This is a genomic window from Pedobacter ginsengiterrae (assembly GCF_039537385.1).
Classification (GTDB): domain Bacteria; phylum Bacteroidota; class Bacteroidia; order Sphingobacteriales; family Sphingobacteriaceae; genus Pedobacter; species Pedobacter ginsengiterrae.
On the sequence record NZ_BAABAK010000020.1, the window covers coordinates 258,315 to 277,608 of the forward strand.

Sequence of the window (19,294 nt, forward strand, 5' to 3'; positions counted from 1 at the left end):
TCATTTTGATCTGCGGGAAAATTAATAGTAACAAAAAAAGCCAGCAGTTATTCACTACCAGCTTTTCATTATTAAGGGGGACGATTTTCCTCGCTTATTTTACCAAAGTAAATGGTACATATAAACCGAAGGTGATATTTCTACCAGTATTGTAAACACCCAAATTCGGGTTTTCGTAATCAAAACGACCAGGTTTAAACCTGCTTAAAGCGTCATAATATTTCTGATTTAATAAGTTGTTTCCAGAAACAGATAGTTTAATTGGTTGCTTGCCTAAATTAAAAGTTGCACCAATACCTGCGTTCAGTAAAGTATAACCGCTTGTTGGCGTTTCAAAAACATCATCAACACGTGTTTGCTTAAAGGCAGAATTAATACCTACCGATAAATAAGCATCATTAGTGCCTTTTAACTTTGGCTCAAAGCGTAATTCGTTTCTTAATGTAGCTGCTGGAATAAAGGCTAAAGGTCGGTTTAAAGTGCTGTTTTGCGCATGAACGTAGCCAAAAGTATTTTCGAAATGAATAAACGAAACAGGGTGAATGGTTAAACTCGCTTCGGCTCCGTAAAGATTTGCATTAACCTGTCCGTAACGGTAAACTGGATATAAATCGCCTTCTGCCGTAATGGTTTCGCCATTATTTGAAGCATAAATAAAGTTATGTACATAATTGTTGTAAATACTTGCGCTAGCACTCACAATTTTGCCCTCATATTCTAATGCAGCATCAACCTGATAACTACGCTCAGGACTTAGGTTTGAGTTTCCAATTTCGTAACGATAAGTACCCTCGTGTACACCATTCGAAGCTAATTCGGCTGGATTTGGCGCACGGAAGGCAGAACCTGCATTTGCTTTAAAATTCCACTCTTCGTTAAACTGATGTGTAAAACCTAACGCACCACTCACATTCGAAAATTTGTTTTGAAATGGAGCAAATAACTCATCGCCATCTATAAATAATTGCTTTCCATTGTTCTTGCGATAATCGTAACGAGCACCAATGCTAAAAGTGTTGTTATCCCAGTTTTTCTTTGCGAAGGCAAAAACGCCAATTCCGTATGTATTATAATCAGGAATTAAATATTCAATTCCTTTGTTCTGGCTTTTGCCTGCATCGGCACTAATACCAAAAACAGGTTGCCATCCGTTGGTTTCGTGGATGTAATATTTTAAATCGGCATTGTACGTTTTAAGATCGAAAAATAATGACGGTTCTGGTCCATCTTCTAATTCACGACGTTGATTTTGCTGATAACCGAAATCAGCCTTTAAATTGCCGTTTCCTAAAACAAAATTATTATTTAAAGCAATTTTAAAGTGTCTGATATCCTGGCGGGGATAATCTAAATCTCTGTTTTTATAATCCGATGTAATAAACGCTTCTCCGTCTTCTTTAACAAAATTTCCATTTGCATCTAAAGTTGGTTCGTAAAAGCCAATGTTATTACGGAAACTCGATACGTTTAAGTGCGTATAACCCCAGCTTTTATTTAACCCAACCATTCCGCTTAAATCGGTTTCATTAAAACCAGAATTTGGCAAATAACCTGTTGGTGTTTTAAAAGAATAAGCGTTTTTGTAAGTTCCACGAGCTCTCCATACAAAACCATTTTCGTTACCATTTAACATTAGTGAGTTTGCAGTAAGGCCATTATTTGTAGAGTAATTGGAAATAAATTCACCTTTAACTTGTCCTTCTGGAGCAGAGCTTGGCTCTAATAAATTGATCACACCACCTAGCGCATCAGATCCATACATTAACGATGCTGCTCCACGTAAAACCTCAATTCTATCCGATTTAAACTGATCAATTTCAATGCCGTGTTCATCACCCCATTGTTGTCCTTGTTGCTTTATACCGTCATCCAAAGTTACAATACGGTTATACCCTAAACCTCTAATCACGGGCTTGGAAATCGATGGTCCAGTAGTAATCTGCGAAACACCAGGTATTTTAGTTAGTGCATCAATTAAATTTGTTGATGGTTGGAGAAGCTGGTCTTTACCAACCACTGCCGATGAAGCGCTGTTTCTTTTGCTTGTACTACTAATTAAACTACCCGTAATTACGACTTCTTTAGTTTCGATTGCGGTAGATTGCAATGCGAATTCTAAGCCAGCTGCGGTTGCAAAGTTTACAACTTGTGTAGCTGTTTTGTAGCCAATAAAATGCACTTCAACTAAATAACTTCCTTTTGATGGAAGATTGCTTAAAGTAAATTCACCATCGCCATTGGTAACGGCAGTTACTTTTAAATCGGGAATAAATATGGTTGCGCCAGGTAAGGTTTGCTTGCTACCAGCATCTATAACCTTACCTTTTATGTCTTTAAGCACATTTGCAAAAGCAGTTGTACTTAATAATGTATATAGAATTACGAAGCCTATAAGCTGTAATTTTTTCATGATTTGCGTGTTTTGAATAGCTAGAAATAACAAAAGCCAAGGCACAAATAGCTGCCATGCTCAAGTATCTCATAAATAAATAAAATTTAATTTAGCACAGAAAGTGCTCTAAGCTGAAAAAATTAAGCTAAAGGAGGACCGCGTAAAGATGTGCGCTTAATTTCAGTATAAAAACTTTTAAGAACAGGACTAACCTGACTAAATGTTTTTGCTGAAAGATATATTTTATAAAGATGATGTGTTTGAACGTAGTTTTTTTCGAAGCCTGCATTACAAATTAAGCAATTATCGGCGTGTGCCTGAACATGACTTAAATGTTTACAATTAACTTCTTTGGTAATAACTGGAACGGGTTGGTGATGATGTAATAGATTCCAGGGTGTTAAAGCAATTGCAAAAACCATCAGCATTAATGCTGAACATAAACGGTTAATATTTTGCCTGTGCTTTTTCAATGTTTCAAAAGTAGCGATTAGTATGCAATTATATACCTTTGCAAGGTAACATTGCTTTTATAGTGATGATAAAATGATATTTAGCCTGAAATTCATTAAAAAAAACATATTCAATACTTTATTTATTGCAGTTCTTTTATTAATTGTTTTTGTACCCGATGCAAAAGCATTCTTTTTAAAAGGATTAATGGAAATCGGGTTTTATTCGCCGGAGGTTAAGGCAACAAAAATAGAAGTTGGTAACCTATCGGGCATAAAATTTAAAAATGTTAAAGGCGAATTAGTTGATTTGTGTGAATTAAGAGGAAAAGTGATTTTTTTAAATTTCTGGGCAACGTGGTGTCCACCATGCATAGCTGAAATGCCATCAATAAATAAGCTTTATACTCATTTTAAAGATGACCCAAATGTTATTTTCATTTTTGCTGATGCTGATGGAGATTTAGTTAAATCGGGTAAATTTATGACGAACAGAAAATTTGATATGCCAGTTTATAAGGTAGAAAGTGAGATTCCTGAACAGATTTTTTCTGGTGCATTACCAACTACTGTAATTTTTGATAAACAAGGCCGCATATCTTTTATGCATGAAGGCATTGCCAATTATTCAAGTAAAAAGTTTGTTGATTTTTTGAACAAACTAAAGATTTAAGCATAATATCAGACGTTTGTTTTATTTAACAAATTAGCACTGATTGGGTAATCTAAACCTGATATTAGCGAAAAGCCCCCGATTTTTCTCGGGGCTTGTAGCGTTAGCAGGGCTGTTAAAACCAAAGAATTACTGCAATTGCTTTTCTAAAAATAGATTTATAAAGTTAATCTACACAAGGTAAAAAGTTAATTTATTCGTTACTTTTGCCGCTATGATTTCATTTTTCGAAGCTTCGTTAAAGCAACTTTCTATACACCATACTGGGAATAAATTACTGGAAGAATATTATAAACTATCTGATGAGCCTTTGAAAATTGAGGATGAATTATTGGGTAATTTGCTTATGCAGTATTTCTTAAAGCCATTTGAGAAAGTTAACGAAGTCTATCGTTTTTACCACCCTAACGATAACTTGCAGCTGAACGAAGTTTTCCATTTTGCACACGAGATTTTTGAGAATAATGAACTTTTTCACGAGGATTCTCAACAATTAGCAAAATATCTATATGATGTAGCTAACCACCCGAAAATTAAATCTGGTGAATTGTATGTGGCTTATTTTGAAAAGGTGCAGATTGAAGGGGAGCAGTTGGATGTTATTGGTATTTTCAAGTCGGAGACTAAAGATACTTATCTAAAAGTGTACCCAGAATTGGATGGTTTTGGTGTGAGTTATGAGCAGGAGGCGATAAGCATTAATAAATTGGATAAGGGTTGTTTGATTTTTAATGTAGATCGGGAAGAGGGTTACAAAGTTGTGGTTTTAGACCAGGCGAAGAGTAGTAATGAAAGCGCTGTTTACTGGAAGGATGAGTTTTTAAAGCTAAAAATCAGAAACGATAGCTACAATCAAACCAATAATGTTTTGGGTGTTTACAAGAATTTTGTTACCCAAAAACTAGATGATGACTATGAAATAAGCAAAGCGGATAAAATTGATTTGCTTAACCGTTCGATGAAATATTTTAAGGAGAAAGAAACTTTTGATATTGAAGAATTTGCCAACGAGGTTATAGGCAATGCGGAAGGAATTGAATCTTTTAAAAATTATAAGAAAAATTACGAACAGGAATTTGAGAGTCCGATTGCCGATAGTTTTGAAATAGCAGAATCGGCAGTAAAAAAACAAGCACGTGCTTATAAAAGTGTTTTAAAGCTTGATAAGAATTTTCATATCTATATTCATGGCAATAAGGATATGATTGAAAAAGGTTATGATGATGATAAATCGATGAATTTTTATAAGGTTTATTTCAGAGAGGAAGAGTAATTTAATTGTTTGCGAACTGCCGATTTTATGCTAATAACTCGGTTTAAATTTTCTGTTGAGCCTTTAATGCCAGGTATTGGTTAACCACATTGATGGTTAGTTTTTGTGGTGAGGTTAGTATGGAAATTATACCGTATTTATTCAGTTCGAGTGCCATTAGTTTCTTTTCGTAAATAAATTTCTCGGCAACGGTTTTATGATAAATACCTTCTACATCTTTTGCCGGTTCGGTGCTAAGACTTTTTAATTCTGTGTTTTCAAAAAATACAACAACAAGCAAATGATATTTTGAAATCCTTTTTAAGTAAGGGATTTGCCTTTGCAGCGCAGATAAACTTTCGAAGTTGGTAAAAAAAACAACCAAACTTCTTTGTTTAATTAGATTTCTTACGGTGCTGTATAAAGCCTCCATATTACTTTCCAGGTAGCGTGTTTTTTCTTTATATAAAACCCGAATGATGTGGCCAAGCTGAGATGCTTTCCGATCGGCAGGAACAATCGAGCCTATTGTTTCGGATAGGGTAATTAAACCTGCTTTATCCTGTTTAAGCATGGCAACTTTCGACAATGCGACACTTGCATTAATGGCATAATCTAACAAGCTTAATCCTTCGAAAGGCATGCGCATTACACGCGATTTATCGACAATGCAATAAACATTTTGCGAACGTTCATCGGTATAGGTATTTACCATCAAGTCGCCTTTTCGTGCGGTTGCTTTCCAGTTTATGGTACGAATATCGTCTCCACCAACATAATGTTTAATTTGATCGAACTCGGAGCTTTGACCAATTTTTCTTATTTTTTTTATGCCAAACTCGGTAAGGTTACGAGAAATTGCCATTAATTCGTACTGACCTAAATTAATGAAAGAAGGATAAACGGGAAGGATTTTAGCGCCGTCGAAATTATATCTTCTATTAACGAGGCCTAACGGAGATCCAGTGTAAACTCTTATAAAACCAAAATCATATTCGCCACGTTTTGTTGGCCTTAAATTGTAATGAATGGATTTAATATCGGCAGGTTTTAGCGATAGTCTAAAATCCTTATCGCGAAGTTGAAATTGAAAAGGAACTTCATCAATTACCCGAAGTTTAACGCCAAAACCATATTTGTTTTTTATTTCAATTTGTATCGGGTTTTCATCGCCATTGCTTAATCTTTTTCCCGTTAACCGCTGCGCTTCGATGCCACTTTTATTGCGGTAAAGAATGAAAATATCCAATATTAATAAAACAAAAATAACTCCTGTAGCTATTTCGGGAATTTCACCTAGCCAGCTAAAAAAGAATTTCAAAATAAAAAGCAAAACGCAACAAGCCAGCGCCATAAATAAGCGGTCGGTTAAAAATAAGTTGGTATAATATTGCTGAAATATTTTTTTCAATTGTTTAATGTTCTTTATCATCCGATAGGCTCAGGACGACAGGTTTGATACGTTTTGTTTTAAATTGTTAACGGTTTTATCTAGGAATTTCTATTCTTTTAATAATCTGGTTTACCACATCTGTAGTTGTTAATCCTTCCATTTCCTTTTCGGGCGATAAAATAATACGGTGTGCTAAAACAGGGACTGCGACGGTAATAATATCATCTGGGGTTACGAAATCGCGGTTTTGAATGGCTGCTAAAGCTTTTGCACTGTGAACAATAGCAAGCGAAGCCCTTGGCGAAGCACCTAAGTAAAGGGAAGAGTTATTTCTGGTTTCGTTTACAATTTTGGCAATAAACTCAAGCAGTTTTGGCTCTACAAATAAGCCACGGATAATACTTCTTGCCGATTGAATTTGTTGAACAGAAAGTACAGGTTTAACATCGTTTAATAACGTTTTGTTAATTAAGGTGTGTTGGGCTGTTAATATTTCTGTTTCCTCTTCCAGAGATGGATATTTTACTTCAATTTTAAAAAGAAACCGATCTAACTGTGCTTCTGGTAAACGATAAGTTCCTTCCTGCTCAATTGGGTTTTGCGTGGCTAAAACCATAAAAGGTTCATCCATTTGATAAGTTGTACCATCAATAGTAACCTGACGCTCTTCCATAACTTCGAATAGGGCAGATTGCGTTTTTGCTGGTGCACGGTTAATTTCATCAACCAAAATTATATTGCCAAAAATAGGCCCTTTTCTAAATTCGAAATCTCCAGTTTTAGTATTGAAAATCGGTGTTCCTAATACATCAGATGGCATTAAATCGGGCGTAAATTGTACCCTCGAAAACTGTGCATCGATTGATTTTGCCAATAATTTTGCACTTAAAGTTTTAGCCACTCCAGGTACACCTTCAATCAAAATATGTCCATCGGCAAGTAAGCCAACTATTAAAAAGTCGATTACTTGTTTTTGCCCGATGATGATATTACCAAGTATGTTTCTGATTTGGGTTACGGCTTCATTCAAAGCACTTAAATCCGTGCGTTGGTTAAATTGTTCCTGCTCCATTAGGTTTAGTATTTTTATAAAATTGTTCTATAATATCGTTTAGGTTAATTAATTCGCCATCGCTAAAACTATTTGCCAAAGGTATTTGCATAAAATACCTGGTTATGTTTTTAGCCATTGGCTCGTTAATACCTGTTTTTAATCTTAGTTTTTCTGCGAAATTGCTATCAATTTCATTGGTTTTAAGGTAGTATCGCGTGCGCAAATGCTCCATAAAATAGTTTATCTTCTTATGTGCAATATCCAGATTGTTTCTTTCATGGTAATACACACTTCCAACTACGTTGGCGAAAGCTACAGATGCATTGGTGTAAGGATCGGCTATTGGAATAATTCGCTGCCTGCGTTTAATGTCGTAAAAAACAAACAACAATAAGCTGAAGATACCAAGGTAATAAGCATATTTCAGTTCAGGATGTTTAAAGAAAACCCTGAGCATGTCTTTTTCGTCAGTTTTTATAATAGTCGAATATTCATCGTAAATTATAGTTTCCGAATTTTGCACATAGCTTAGCGTTTTTGCAGCGTATTCTGCTCCATATTTATCCAGTAGGTTAAAATTACTGTAGAAACCTGGGCCTGCAATTAAATAAAGCGAACCCTTACCGTAATTATATTTGACGAAATTTGGGTCGCTGTTCGAGTTTACACCTAAAATGATTGCCTTGGTTTTATCTATCTTATTGAAATAATGATTACCTATACCTTTATCAAAACCATAATTTACAACGGTTTTTAGGTTGGGGTTTGTAAAATTAATCGAGCTGCCATCGCCAGAAAATTTCACCGATAAATCGAGTTTTAAAATATCCCGAAGGTATTTGCCTAAATCATAAGTCGCAATAAAAACGCTATTCCCTTCGAACATGTATTTTTTTAACTGTTCGAAATCTGTTTTGGTAATGTTAACCTTTGGCGAAATAATTAAGTAAGCACTATTTTTAAAACCTTTATCTTTTACTGTGTTGTAAAACGGAAGATTAGAATTTTTAACACTTGCCTTTGGGCTTATATCTTTCAGTCGGTTGTATAAAATAAATGTTCCATAAGGAATTTTATCTTTTTTGAGGTAAGATGCCGACCAATCGGTTGGAATGGGTTTATTAAATTGAGCAACCAGATAAATCAATATCATAATAACTCCAAAGGCAAAATAAATCTTATATCCCCTCATTTAATTTGCGAATTAAAATGGTTAAAAGATTGATTTATGGGTTCAAAAGTTTGCGCATCAATAGGGAAATCTCCATACCAGATATAATCGAATTTATGAGTTAACTGACTAAATTCCGTTTTGATTTCGGGTTTACTGATTTCTGTTAAATAGTTGTAATTGGTTTTTTCTGGCTGCCATTGAATAAGTTCTGCATCGGTTAGCTTTTTTAACGTGCGTAGATATAATAGCCGAACCGCTAAGCGATATTTTCCTTGATCAATCAGTTTTGTAATTTCGGTTTCGTAATCGATCTCATGGATATTCTCATTCAAAATATCGTAGGGTAGCATAATCTCTTTTGATTTTTTGCTGAAGATGTTATCTGCCCCTATTATTTTTATGATTATGTAAACCAGAATGGCTACACCCAAGCCAATAAAGAAATATTTGGATAAAGGGTTTGAGGCTGCGCCTTGAAATAAATCGCCTATCATTTGCCAAAACCACATCCAAAAACGATCCCACAAAGATAAATCCTTTATTTGGGCAATATCGTATTGAAACGCTGGCTGCTCGGCATAAGCTTCTATTGCTGCTTTATTAAATTTGGCAGGCGTTATTTTGCTGCTGTCGATGTTAATCGGGTATTTTACTGCAGTCTTTAAATTTTGAGCATAGGTATTTAACGATGCAAAAAGCAAACAAAATACCACAGATAATTTAAAGATAAATTTGGGCATCCTAATATTCTTCTGGTCTTGTATCAGCTGGTTTTTCTGTTGTGCCAAAATTAGAAATACGCTCCATTAAACCCGCACTTTCTTTCTGCTCTACCAAACTGAAATAAGATAAGGTAATGGTTACAATCGGGATTATTGTACAAACCTGACAAAGGTATTGAAGCACCGTACTGAGCATTGTAAATACTAACGACATTTGAGGTTTTCCGCTATGCGAAAATATGCCAATCATACTAAATATTGTTGTTGGCAATACCACCAGCGACATACACGCATATACGATAATCCAGATGATGAATAAGGTGCCAAAAGTTAACCAGAAATTATCTTTAACAATTTTAAAACTGCGGCTAAATGAATAAGCTAAACTTCCGTTTTCGATAACCATAATGGGGAAGGTTATCGTAATAAACGGAAAAAGCCAGAAACCAGGCACCAAACAAAACAAAAAGGCAACGATAAGTAATAATGTTAAAAGTAATGAACTGCCAAAAACCCTGAAAAAGTAGTGTTTAAAATAACCCCAAACCTCATCAGTAGTTGGCGTTTCATTTCCTTTTTGCACATAAATGGCGATATAAGATAATGCGAAAACGGTTGTACTTGCATAACCTGCAAACGAAAACAGAATGGCGAGAAAATACTCTAAGCCATATATGCCGCCAAACCCAAAAGGGTTTTTGCCTGAAGAACCTATATTATTAATCATGTTAACGGCCTTGTACTGCTGTAAAAGCATAGAAAGCATCCCGCCTAAAACAAAAAGCCCACAAAAAATAAAATAATTTTTTACCAAGGGCTTAAAATTCTGACGAATAAAAGTGAAGGTATCATTTATAATTTGACCAAAATCTCTGATTTTTTTAAATTCAATTTTTAAGAGCATAGTATTTAGATGAGTGTTTTTTTATAGATTTTAACTGGATAGATAAATACATACCAAATTATAAAGGCTGCTGAAGTTAGTAAAATAAAGCTACTTAACCACATTGGCATTTCTGTATGTCGGGTGATAAAACTTTCGAAAAATGCAGCAATAATAAAAATTGGAACGAGACCCAACACAATTTTTAAACCATCTTTTGCACCCTTTAAAATAGAAGCTTTACGGGTATAAGTTTTTGGGAATAACATACTGTTTCCTAAAACTAAACCTGCTGCGCCAGCTAAAACTATTGCTGATATTTCTAAAGTCCCATGAATCCAAATCACTAAAACAGACTGAAGACCTAAACCCTTACTGAAAAAGAAATATTGAAAAGAGCCAAGCATTACGCCATTTCTGAAAAGCGATACAATAGAACCAAAAGAAAAGATTATCCCTAAAACGAAGGTATAAATAGCAACAAATATATTATTGGCGCCAATTTGTACGAACATTAACACTGGGTTTTCTTGCTTATAAACACCAAATGGATCTCCTTTAGAAATATTGTCATTGGTCATGTTTACATATCCATCGCCTAAAATTAACCTAATAAAAGTATCGTCGTATTTTGCAGATATAGCACCAATAGCACAAGAAACTAAGAAAAAGGCGAGGGCATAAATTACCTGTTTTTTATGTTCTAAAAATAGTAGGGGTAATTCCGTTCTCCAAAAATGAACGAATCTGTTCGATTTTTCTTTCTTGTTTTTATAAACAGATCGGTGAAGTTTTGACGCCAAGCCGTTTAGGTACGCTGTGGTTTTAGAGTTTGGATAAAAAGTTTTAGAATAAGCCAGGTCGTTGGTTATTTCTACAAACCTATCGGCTAATTCATCGGGATTTGCCTCTTGCAGTTCATTAAAGCGTTTCCACTTTTCTGTATTCTGTTTTACAAATAAGGCTTCTCTCATTAATGATTATTCTAATCCTGGGTTAAAATAGTTTAATTTTTTCTGGATACAAAAAAATGGTTGTAAAAGATAAAAAAGGAAACGTTTTCTGGCTTCTTAATAAATTCATAGACAAGAAAAGCGCCTTTATTTTGTGGCATAATTTTTTTAAAGGTCAGATAATATCTTTATGGTTAAAAAAAATTATGTTTGAAATATGGAAACCATCAGAGTTAGCACCGCTCAAAACGTAGATATTGATTATGAAGTAGCTGGCCTAGGCGAGCGAATCGTTGCCCGATTAATTGATCTGGCTGGTTTCGCTGTTCTGTACATTGTGGTATTAATCCTTATGATTGCTTCATTTAGGAATTCGGGCACTTTAGGCGTTGTATTAATTATTATTTTTCTGGTGATTTTTGTGTTTTATGATCTGGTTTGCGAGCTGACTATGGATGGACAAACCTTTGGTAAAAAAATTATGAAAATAAAGGTAATTAGTTTAGATGGAGGCCAGCCCACTTTTGGACAATACCTGATGCGCTGGATTTTTAGAGTTATAGATTTTGGATTTATATTCGGATGGGGACTTGTTGCACTGGTTTGTGTGGCGGTATCAAAAAACCACCAACGAATTGGAGATATGCTGGCAAAAACAACATTGATTAAAACAGTACCAAGAACAAAGATAGATCAAGTTGCGTTCGGATTTGCCTTGCCTGATGATTACCAGCCTGTTTTTAAAGAAGTATTACACCTAAACGATCGAGATGCCGAGCTTATTTTCGAAGTTTTAAGTGGATTTTATCAAACAGGAAATACAGATTTAATTTATAGTATGGCAACGAAAATTAAAGAACACATTGCGATTGTTATACCAGCGGGGATGAACGAATTACAGTTTTTAGAAACCGTGATGAAAGATTATAACCACTTAACGGCTCAGATGGATGCTTAAAGAATAAACATTTTATAGAGGTATGCAAACACAACAAAATTTCCAATGGTAATTACTAGCACTTTAAATACAATTGCCTGATTTTTAATTGGGAATTTGTAAAATAATCCCGCCGTAATGAAGAGTATTAATATTGGAACAGTTGGTGGATATAAAGACCAGCTTTTGTTAAAATCGCCCTGAAAGAGTGCAATTAACGACCTTTGAAATCCACAGCCAGGACAATCAATACCTGTTAAAGCTTTAAAAGGGCATGGTAATAAATGATTTTGCAGCCAATCAATAAAATTGATTAAGCTGCAAAAAAAATAAGATAATATTATCGATAACATTAAACTACAGGCGGAGTTGGAGGCGTGTCGTTCGGGTTATTAAATGGATTGTTTTGATTTCCAAATTGATTATTTGGATTATTGAAAGGGTTGTTTCCAAAGCCATTGTTTTGTGCTTCAGCTGCTGAGGGACCTAAATATTTAGCATCTCCAAAACCTAGAATTGGCCAGAAGATAAAACTTAGAAATATAAGCCCGATTGTAAAACCTTCTGATTTTCCATAACTTTTACTCATCAAATTTATTAGCCATATACCAAAAACAAAATTTGTGCATGGAAGAAGGAGCCACAATATCCAAATCATTGGTTTTCCAACAATTTCTAACATGATAATGATATTATAGATAGGGATAATAGCGGCCCAACCAGGCTTACCTGCTTTTTCAAATGTTTTCCACATTCCAGCCACACTGATGACCCAAATGACCAAGATAAAAAGAAAATAAGCGCCAATGAATGCGGCAAGCGCACCTGAGCCAGCTGATGATTGATAATCGTCCATAGTTTTAGTTTTAATTAATTTAAATAGTTAAACTAATTTATAATTTTTAAACTAAAAACAGAACAAGCTGATATTAAATTATTTAAGTGAGGCAGAAATTTTCGGCGTTAAGGCATTAACCCAGTTATGGTACATTTTTCCACTCGGATGTAGGCCATCCTCGGCAATTAATGATGGGTCATTTGCTGCCACTCTCGAATCGGGCGTAATATTGGTAAAACTTACGCCAGCATCCATAGTTATTTTTGCTGCTGCCGCATTAAAAGCATCAATCTCTGTAGCTATTACTTCTGGTGTTTTCGACGCATTTTTTCCGAATGGAGTTACGCCCCAATCTGGTATAGAAATTACAAATACTCTGGCTTTTCTTCCGCCTGAAAAGTCGATTGCAGTTTGTAATAATTCTGAAAATTCTTTTTTATATGTTTCTAGAGGATAACCTCGGTATTGGTTGTTAACGCCAATTAATAAAGTAACGACATCAAACTTTTGAGTGAGCTTTGCTTGCTTAATTGCGCCCTGCAATTCATCGGTTGTCCACCCTGTTACGGCAATAATTTTTGGTGTTTCAATAGTTAATCCTTCCGTTTTTAGCGCGTCTTTTAACTGAAAAGGAAAGGATGAAGACTGGGGTACAGATTGGCCAATTGTGTAAGAATCGCCTAATGCTAAATAGCTAAAAGTGCCAGTTGTATTTGTTATAGGAGGAATATTATTAGTTGGACTAGCAATTGACATTGGTTTTTCTTTAGTACAGGCCGAAGATAATAAAGAAAATAAAACGATGCTTGATAAAAATTTCATACCCTAATTTACGCAAAATTGGAGTTGTTAGATTTTCGAATTACTAGACCAACTCCATCTTAAAAAGTTCAGCGATATGATTTTTTAATTTTTCTTTAACCTCTTCAATGTCTGGTTTGTAGCCCAATTCTTTTTCAAGTGAGGTAACAGCTTTATCATCAATACCGCAAGGCACAATGTTTTTAAAATAATCCAAATCAACATTTACATTAAAGGCAAAACCATGCATGGTTACCCAACGACTACATCGAACGCCCATAGCGCATATTTTGCGAGCCTGATCATTATCTGCATCAAGCCATACTCCAGTATAACCTGGATAACGGCCAGATTCTATTCCATAATCTTTTAAAGTTAGGATTACAGCTTCTTCTAAAGTGCGTAGGTATAAATGAATATCAGTAAAAAAGTTATCTAAATCTAAAATTGGGTAACCCACAATTTGTCCAGGTCCGTGGTAGGTAATGTCTCCGCCGCGATTTATTTTATAATAGGTAGCCTGTTTATCTTTAAGTCCCTGTTCATCCAATAGTAAATTATCTTGATGGCCACTTTTGCCCAAAGTGTAAACATGTGTATGCTCGTTAAAAATCAGGTAATTCGGCGTAGGTAAATGTGTGCCGTTAACACGGTTTTCGCTTTTAATAGCTACCGTTTTATTTAATAAGTCTTCTTGTCTATTCCAGGCTTCCTGATAATCGGTTAAACCCCAGTCAATAAATTGCGTTAGAATAGCTTTTTCTTCTGAACCAGGAGTTTCAGTTGCATGATTTAAACCAAGATCTTTACTCATATATTGTTAATTTTTGGGGCGAGATGCGTTTTTAGTGTTGAGGAGCCTGTACATAGCCCAGCATATACCCATCTTTTGTTTTAAAATACTGTACAGTAAGCTCACGGGTTCCGTTAGGTAATTCTACCAAGGCATTTAAGCTACCACCTTCTGTTTTTAATTTAAATGGTTTAATGTGGATGTGTTGCTTAAACTCCAATCCTTTTTTACCATGCCACTTGTAAATGGCCTCCTTAGCGCACCAGCAAACATAAAGTCCTTCTGTATTATCACCAATTTGCTTTTGGGCAAGCTCAACATCACTTAAAAACTTATGTTTTATGCTTTTTATTTTATGCTTGATCAATTCAATATCAACGCCTACTGCATAATCTTTACTAATCATAACAGCAGCGTAATCGTACGAATGGCTTAAAGAAATTTTGTAATCAAAATTGGTGAGATAGGGCTTCCCATCTTCATCAAACTGGCAGTCAATGTATTCTTCTGTATTTAAAAGTTTTCTAAGCAAAAGCCGTGTACTGAGCCAGTGCAGAAGCCTCTTGCCATTATTAAAAGAAGAGATTATGTCCCATTCGTGTTGCTTAAGCTGTAAGCCAGCTAACATTTCTTCTTCAGTTTCTTCAATTTTCCAAATTGCCAGAACCGAATGCTCATCAATATTTTTATTATAAACTATTGGCATTTATAAATTTGGGATTAGCATGCAATATTATCTTAAATAAATGATAATTTAGGCCAAAAATACGCATAATAATGATATTATCAGATAAAAGGATTCTGGAAGAGATAGATAAGGGAACAATTATAATAGAGCCTTTTGATAGGAGCTGTTTGGGCACAAACTCGTACGATGTACATTTAGGTAAATACTTGGCTACATACAAAAGCAGAGTGCTCGATGCAAAAAAACACAATGAAATTGAGCATTTCGAAATTCCTAAAGATGGTTTTGTGCTTCATCCAGGCACCTTGTACTTGGGCGTAACTTTAGAATATACCGAAACACATGGTCATGTTCCTTTTTTAGAAGGTAAAAGTAGTACAGGTCGCTTAGGTATTGATATTCATGCTACTGCTGGTAAAGGTGATGTAGGTTTTTGCAATACCTGGACATTAGAAATTTCTGTAGCCCAGCCAGTAAAAATTTATGCAGGCATGCCTATTGGTCAACTAATATATTTCGTGGTTGAAGGAAATATTGAAACCATGTACAACTCTAAAGGCAATGCCAAATACAACAATAAAACTACAAAACCAGTAGAAAGCATGATGTGGAAGAACGTTTTCTAACAGAAATAATTCATTTTATCTTCATAAAAATATGCCTCGGGTTTCGTACCTTGAGGCATATTTATTTTTTACATCACGCCAAATGAAATCCAAAATTACGCTCCTTTTGAGCTTCCTTGCCGTGCTTATCGGTTTTGCAGCATTTAAAATTGATGATGATCCATTCTCAACGATTATTAAAAAACTTGAAGATTACAGTACAAAGTATCAGCAAGAAAAAGTTTACCTCCATTTAGATAAACCATATTATGCCATTGGCGATGACATTTGGTTTAAAGCTTATGTGTTAAACACCAAGACTCAACTACCAACGGATATCAGCAAAATATTATACGTAGAGTTAATTAACGAGAAAGACTCGTTAAAAAGATTAGTTAAATTGCCAATAATGGGAGGTATAACCTGGGGCGATTTTAAACTTACCGATTCACTAGGCGAAGGTAATTACAGAATCAGAGCTTACACCAATTACATGAGAAATTTTGGTACAGATTTCTTTTTTGATAAAACCATTAAAGTAGGTAACAGTTGGGCGAATAAAGTTTTTACCAATACCGAATATAAATTCAGCAAAGAAAACAACGCTGAAAAAGTAGCCGCTACAATTCATTTCGAAGATAAAAATGGAGTTGCGTACACAGAAAATGATGTAAGCTACGACGTACAATTAGACTTTCGATCAATTGCTAAAGGCAAAACCAAAACCGACCTTAAGGGCGATGCTTTAGTTAATTTTTCTAACAGCCAAAGCTTTCTAAATAAGAAGGGTAAAATCATCGCCACAATAACACTCAATAATAAGCAGAAGATTGTTAAATCCATTCCGATAACCTCAACTAGTAATGATATTGATGTTCAATTCTTGCCAGAAGGTGGAACACTTATCGAGGAACTTCCTCAAAAAATTGCAATAAAAGCTTTAAACGGCGCTGGTAACGGCGAAGATGTAAAAGGTAAAATTGTTGATGAAACTGGCGAAACGGTTACCAATATTGCAAGTGCATACTTAGGTATGGGTAATTTTACTTTAAATGTACAGCCTGGTAAAACCTATACAGCCAAAATTAATTTTAAAGATGGTTCAGAAAAGGACTTTAAATTACCTGTTGCACAAAAAGTAGGTTATGCATTAGCAATTAACAATACCGATACTGGTAAGGTTTCGGTTAAAATAATGACTAGTGCAAGCCTTACTAATGGCGATGAAGTAAAAATTGTAGCTCAACATGGCGGTAACATTTACTATGTATCAAAAGCTAAAGTTGATAAGCAGGTTTTAATCGCTAACGTTCCTAGAAGCAAACTGCCATCAGGTATTGTTCAGTTTACCTTATTCTCTGCAACAAATCAGCCAATAGCAGAACGTTTAATTTTCAACAAAAACAAATTCGATGTTATTGATTTAGAACTAAGTGCTTCAGCTGCATCCGATGCAAGAAAAGGGAAAACTACTTTTACTTTTGATGCAACAAATGAGCAAAAACCCATTCAGGGAAGTTTTTCTGTTTCGGTAACAAACGCAACTAAGGTAGCACCTGATGAAAATAACGAAAGCAATATTTTTGCATCGCTTTGGTTAACTTCTGATTTAGCAGGTCATGTAGAAAAACCAAATCATTATTTTTTAAATGACGATGCGAAAACAGCCCGAGAACTAGATAATTTAATGCTTACTCAAGGCTGGAGAAGGTTTTTATGGAGAAATGTAATCAATAATGCAGGCCCAGCAATTACCTATAAACCTGAACAATCTATTTCGATAAGCGGAACCGTTACAAAAGGAGGAAAGCCAGTTCCAAATGGAAAAGTTATGCTCATGTCTACCAAAGGCGGTTTTCTAGTTTTAGATACGATAACTAATGCGGAAGGGAAATTTAATTTCGATAATCTTTCTTTTAATGATAGTGCAAAATTTATTGTTCAGGCCAGAACAAAAGCCGATAGAAAGTTTGTAGATATTAATGTTGATGCTGTTCCATATCAAATCGTTACCAAAAATAAAAACAGTGCAGATATAGATGTAAATGTGAACAATACTTTAATGAAATATATTAAAGAGAGTGATAATTATTTTAATGAATTAACGCGTTTGGGTTTACTCGAAAAAACTATAAAACTTGATGAAGTTGTGATCACGGATAAACGGGTGGTGGCTAAAAATTCATCAAATTTAAACGGGGCTGGTAATGCCGATTTTGTACTTTCAGCTAAAGATTTGCAAAGCTGCGTAAACTTATCGCAATGCTTAAATGGGCGCCTACCTTTTGTTATTTTCAAAGGAGGGATACCATATTCTACTCGTAGCCAGAATATACCAATGACAATTATGCTCGATGGTATGGAAGTGGAAGGCGAATTTCTAGATAATTTAACCCCTAACGATATAGAAACAATAGAAGTTTTAAGATCAGCTGGCAATACCGCAATTTATGGTAGCAGAGGTAGTGGTGGCGTTATAATCATCACAACGAAACGAGGAGGAGGAGAGGTCTCTTATAATAATTATGCTCCAGGTATAGTTGTTGTTAACCCGAAAGGCTTTGCAGCTTTAAGAGATTTTTACTCCCCGAAGTATGATAATGCTACAATAACAAACAGAGCAGATTTTAGAAGCACTGTTTTTTGGTCGCCACAGGTTGTTTCGGATAAAGATGGGAAAGCTAAATTCGATTTCTATAATGCTGATGAGGCTGCAACTTACCGCGTAGTAATAGAAGGTATTGATGCTTTAGGCCATTTGGGAAGAAAGGTTTACACTTATGACGTTAAATAGGAAAAAATAAATAAATTTGAATTAATATGCATGCATAATACAATTGATGATTAGCTTGCTGCTTGATACTCAAATTTGATACTATTAACATGAATACAATTAAAGTAAGTGTAAAAGACCGTTTAGCAACCATAACATTAAATAGAGGAAAATCGAATGCGTTAAACCGCGAGCTGATTACCGAATTGGATGATATGCTTAAAAATATCTCTGCTGATGATAATATTGGTGGTGTAATTTTAACAGGAACGGCTCCATTTTTTTCAGCGGGCTTAGATTTGATAGAACTTTATAATTACAACGAAGAAGAGGCAAAATCTTTTTTTAATTTGTTTTTTGGGTTTACAGCAAATTTGGTTTCCTTTAAAAAACCTATTGTTTCGGCAATTAGCGGCCATAGTCCAGCTGGCGGTTGCGTAATTGCATTAGCCTGCGATTATCGCGTAATGGCAGAAGGGCAGTATATTATCGGTTTAAACGAAGTTCCCGTTGGTATAATTGTACCCAATAGTATTTTTCAATTATATGCTTTTTGGATAGGCCAGGCAGAAGCCTCGCGTAGTTTGCTAACTGGTAAACTTTATAATCCAGAGGAAGCTTTAAAAGTTGGGTTAATCGATGAAATCGTTAAAAACGAAAGCTTACTTACCGCTGCCGAACGAAAGATTAAGAAATTTATGGAATTAGAAAGTAATACCTGGTCGCAAAGTAAATTAAATATTCGCGAAAAGCTTATTGCCTCTGTAAGCTCCGACCAATCGGCAACACTAGCTAAAATGTTAGAGCAATGGTGGTCGCCAACCACCCGCCACATTTTAAAAACGATTTTAGAAAACCTTCAGAGAAAGTAAATCGAGGTTTCTAATTCAGTTCAATATTTAACCAGTTTA

Annotated in this window: 19 protein-coding genes; 6 read left to right on the forward strand and 13 right to left on the reverse strand. The window is 35.0% G+C overall.

Features of this window, described 5'->3' with window-relative positions:
* Positions 1 to 94: 94 nt before the first annotated feature.
* Together ABD692_RS19810 and ABD692_RS19815 are read right to left on the reverse strand one after the other, a co-directional pair.
* Positions 95 to 2,410, reverse strand: a complete 2,316-nt coding sequence (locus ABD692_RS19810; protein WP_344769759.1) for a TonB-dependent receptor — start codon at positions 2,408 to 2,410, stop codon at positions 95 to 97.
* 122 nt (positions 2,411 to 2,532) lie between these two features.
* On the reverse strand, positions 2,533 to 2,865 hold the full coding sequence (locus ABD692_RS19815; RefSeq protein WP_344769761.1) for a hypothetical protein: 333 nt from the start codon (positions 2,863 to 2,865) through the stop codon (positions 2,533 to 2,535).
* Positions 2,866 to 2,938: 73 nt separating this feature from the next.
* Here ABD692_RS19815 and ABD692_RS19820 point away from each other — a divergent pair, with 73 nt between their 5' ends.
* Entirely contained in the window at positions 2,939 to 3,517 is a 579-nt protein-coding gene (locus tag ABD692_RS19820) for a TlpA family protein disulfide reductase (protein WP_344769763.1), read from the forward strand.
* 214 nt (positions 3,518 to 3,731) lie between these two features.
* Complete coding sequence (locus ABD692_RS19825) at positions 3,732 to 4,790, forward strand: nucleoid-associated protein (protein ID WP_344769765.1); 1,059 nt, start codon at positions 3,732 to 3,734, stop codon at positions 4,788 to 4,790.
* A gap of 43 nt (positions 4,791 to 4,833) precedes the next feature.
* On the opposite strand, the gene ABD692_RS19830 is transcribed toward ABD692_RS19825, so the two are convergent.
* From ABD692_RS19830 to ABD692_RS19855, 6 genes are all read right to left on the reverse strand, one after another.
* Positions 4,834 to 6,180 (reverse strand): DUF58 domain-containing protein, encoded by a 1,347-nt coding sequence (locus ABD692_RS19830; RefSeq protein WP_344769767.1) that lies wholly within the window; start codon positions 6,178 to 6,180, stop codon positions 4,834 to 4,836.
* A gap of 76 nt (positions 6,181 to 6,256) precedes the next feature.
* Positions 6,257 to 7,234 (reverse strand): AAA family ATPase, encoded by a 978-nt coding sequence (locus ABD692_RS19835; protein ID WP_344769769.1) that lies wholly within the window; start codon positions 7,232 to 7,234, stop codon positions 6,257 to 6,259.
* Positions 7,215 to 8,408: a DUF4350 domain-containing protein gene (locus tag ABD692_RS19840; RefSeq protein WP_344769771.1), complete on the reverse strand. Its 1,194-nt coding sequence runs from the start codon at positions 8,406 to 8,408 to the stop codon at positions 7,215 to 7,217. The genes ABD692_RS19835 and ABD692_RS19840 overlap by 20 nt, the downstream gene beginning before the upstream one ends.
* A complete protein-coding gene (locus ABD692_RS19845) occupies positions 8,405 to 9,130 on the reverse strand; it encodes a DUF4129 domain-containing protein (protein WP_344769773.1) in 726 nt (241 codons plus the stop codon). The genes ABD692_RS19840 and ABD692_RS19845 overlap by 4 nt, the downstream gene beginning before the upstream one ends.
* Before the next feature lies 1 nt (position 9,131).
* Positions 9,132 to 10,016: a hypothetical protein gene (locus tag ABD692_RS19850; protein ID WP_344769774.1), complete on the reverse strand. Its 885-nt coding sequence runs from the start codon at positions 10,014 to 10,016 to the stop codon at positions 9,132 to 9,134.
* Positions 10,017 to 10,021: 5 nt separating this feature from the next.
* Positions 10,022 to 10,969 carry a stage II sporulation protein M gene (locus ABD692_RS19855; protein WP_344769776.1) on the reverse strand — a complete coding sequence of 316 codons (948 nt, stop codon included), beginning with the start codon at positions 10,967 to 10,969 and terminating at the stop codon, positions 10,022 to 10,024.
* Between the two features lie 196 nt (positions 10,970 to 11,165).
* On the opposite strand from ABD692_RS19855, the gene ABD692_RS19860 reads away from it, so the two are divergent.
* Entirely contained in the window at positions 11,166 to 11,906 is a 741-nt protein-coding gene (locus ABD692_RS19860) for an RDD family protein (RefSeq protein WP_344769778.1), read from the forward strand.
* Here ABD692_RS19860 and ABD692_RS21010 read toward each other — a convergent pair.
* From ABD692_RS21010 to ABD692_RS19880, 5 genes are all read right to left on the reverse strand, one after another.
* A complete protein-coding gene (locus ABD692_RS21010) occupies positions 11,903 to 12,238 on the reverse strand; it encodes a DUF2752 domain-containing protein (protein ID WP_425567361.1) in 336 nt (111 codons plus the stop codon). The genes ABD692_RS19860 and ABD692_RS21010 overlap by 4 nt on opposite strands.
* Positions 12,238 to 12,741, reverse strand: a complete 504-nt coding sequence (locus ABD692_RS19865; protein WP_316762853.1) for a DUF5684 domain-containing protein — start codon at positions 12,739 to 12,741, stop codon at positions 12,238 to 12,240. The genes ABD692_RS21010 and ABD692_RS19865 overlap by 1 nt, the downstream gene beginning before the upstream one ends.
* A gap of 78 nt (positions 12,742 to 12,819) precedes the next feature.
* Entirely contained in the window at positions 12,820 to 13,545 is a 726-nt protein-coding gene (locus ABD692_RS19870; RefSeq protein WP_344769780.1) for an SGNH/GDSL hydrolase family protein, read from the reverse strand.
* A gap of 43 nt (positions 13,546 to 13,588) precedes the next feature.
* Complete coding sequence (gene lipB / locus ABD692_RS19875) at positions 13,589 to 14,338, reverse strand: lipoyl(octanoyl) transferase LipB (protein WP_344769782.1); 750 nt, start codon at positions 14,336 to 14,338, stop codon at positions 13,589 to 13,591.
* A 31-nt stretch (positions 14,339 to 14,369) separates the two neighbouring features.
* Positions 14,370 to 15,023, reverse strand: a complete 654-nt coding sequence (locus ABD692_RS19880; protein ID WP_316762845.1) for a 4'-phosphopantetheinyl transferase family protein — start codon at positions 15,021 to 15,023, stop codon at positions 14,370 to 14,372.
* Positions 15,024 to 15,094: 71 nt separating this feature from the next.
* Here ABD692_RS19880 and dcd point away from each other — a divergent pair, with 71 nt between their 5' ends.
* From dcd to ABD692_RS19895, 3 genes are all read left to right on the forward strand, one after another.
* Positions 15,095 to 15,631: a dCTP deaminase gene (dcd, locus tag ABD692_RS19885; protein ID WP_316762843.1), complete on the forward strand. Its 537-nt coding sequence runs from the start codon at positions 15,095 to 15,097 to the stop codon at positions 15,629 to 15,631.
* An 82-nt stretch (positions 15,632 to 15,713) separates the two neighbouring features.
* Positions 15,714 to 18,404, forward strand: a complete 2,691-nt coding sequence (locus ABD692_RS19890) for a carboxypeptidase-like regulatory domain-containing protein (protein WP_344769786.1) — start codon at positions 15,714 to 15,716, stop codon at positions 18,402 to 18,404.
* Between the two features lie 89 nt (positions 18,405 to 18,493).
* A complete protein-coding gene (locus ABD692_RS19895) occupies positions 18,494 to 19,255 on the forward strand; it encodes an enoyl-CoA hydratase/isomerase family protein (RefSeq protein ID WP_344769788.1) in 762 nt (253 codons plus the stop codon).
* The last annotated feature ends 39 nt before the right edge of the window (positions 19,256 to 19,294 follow it).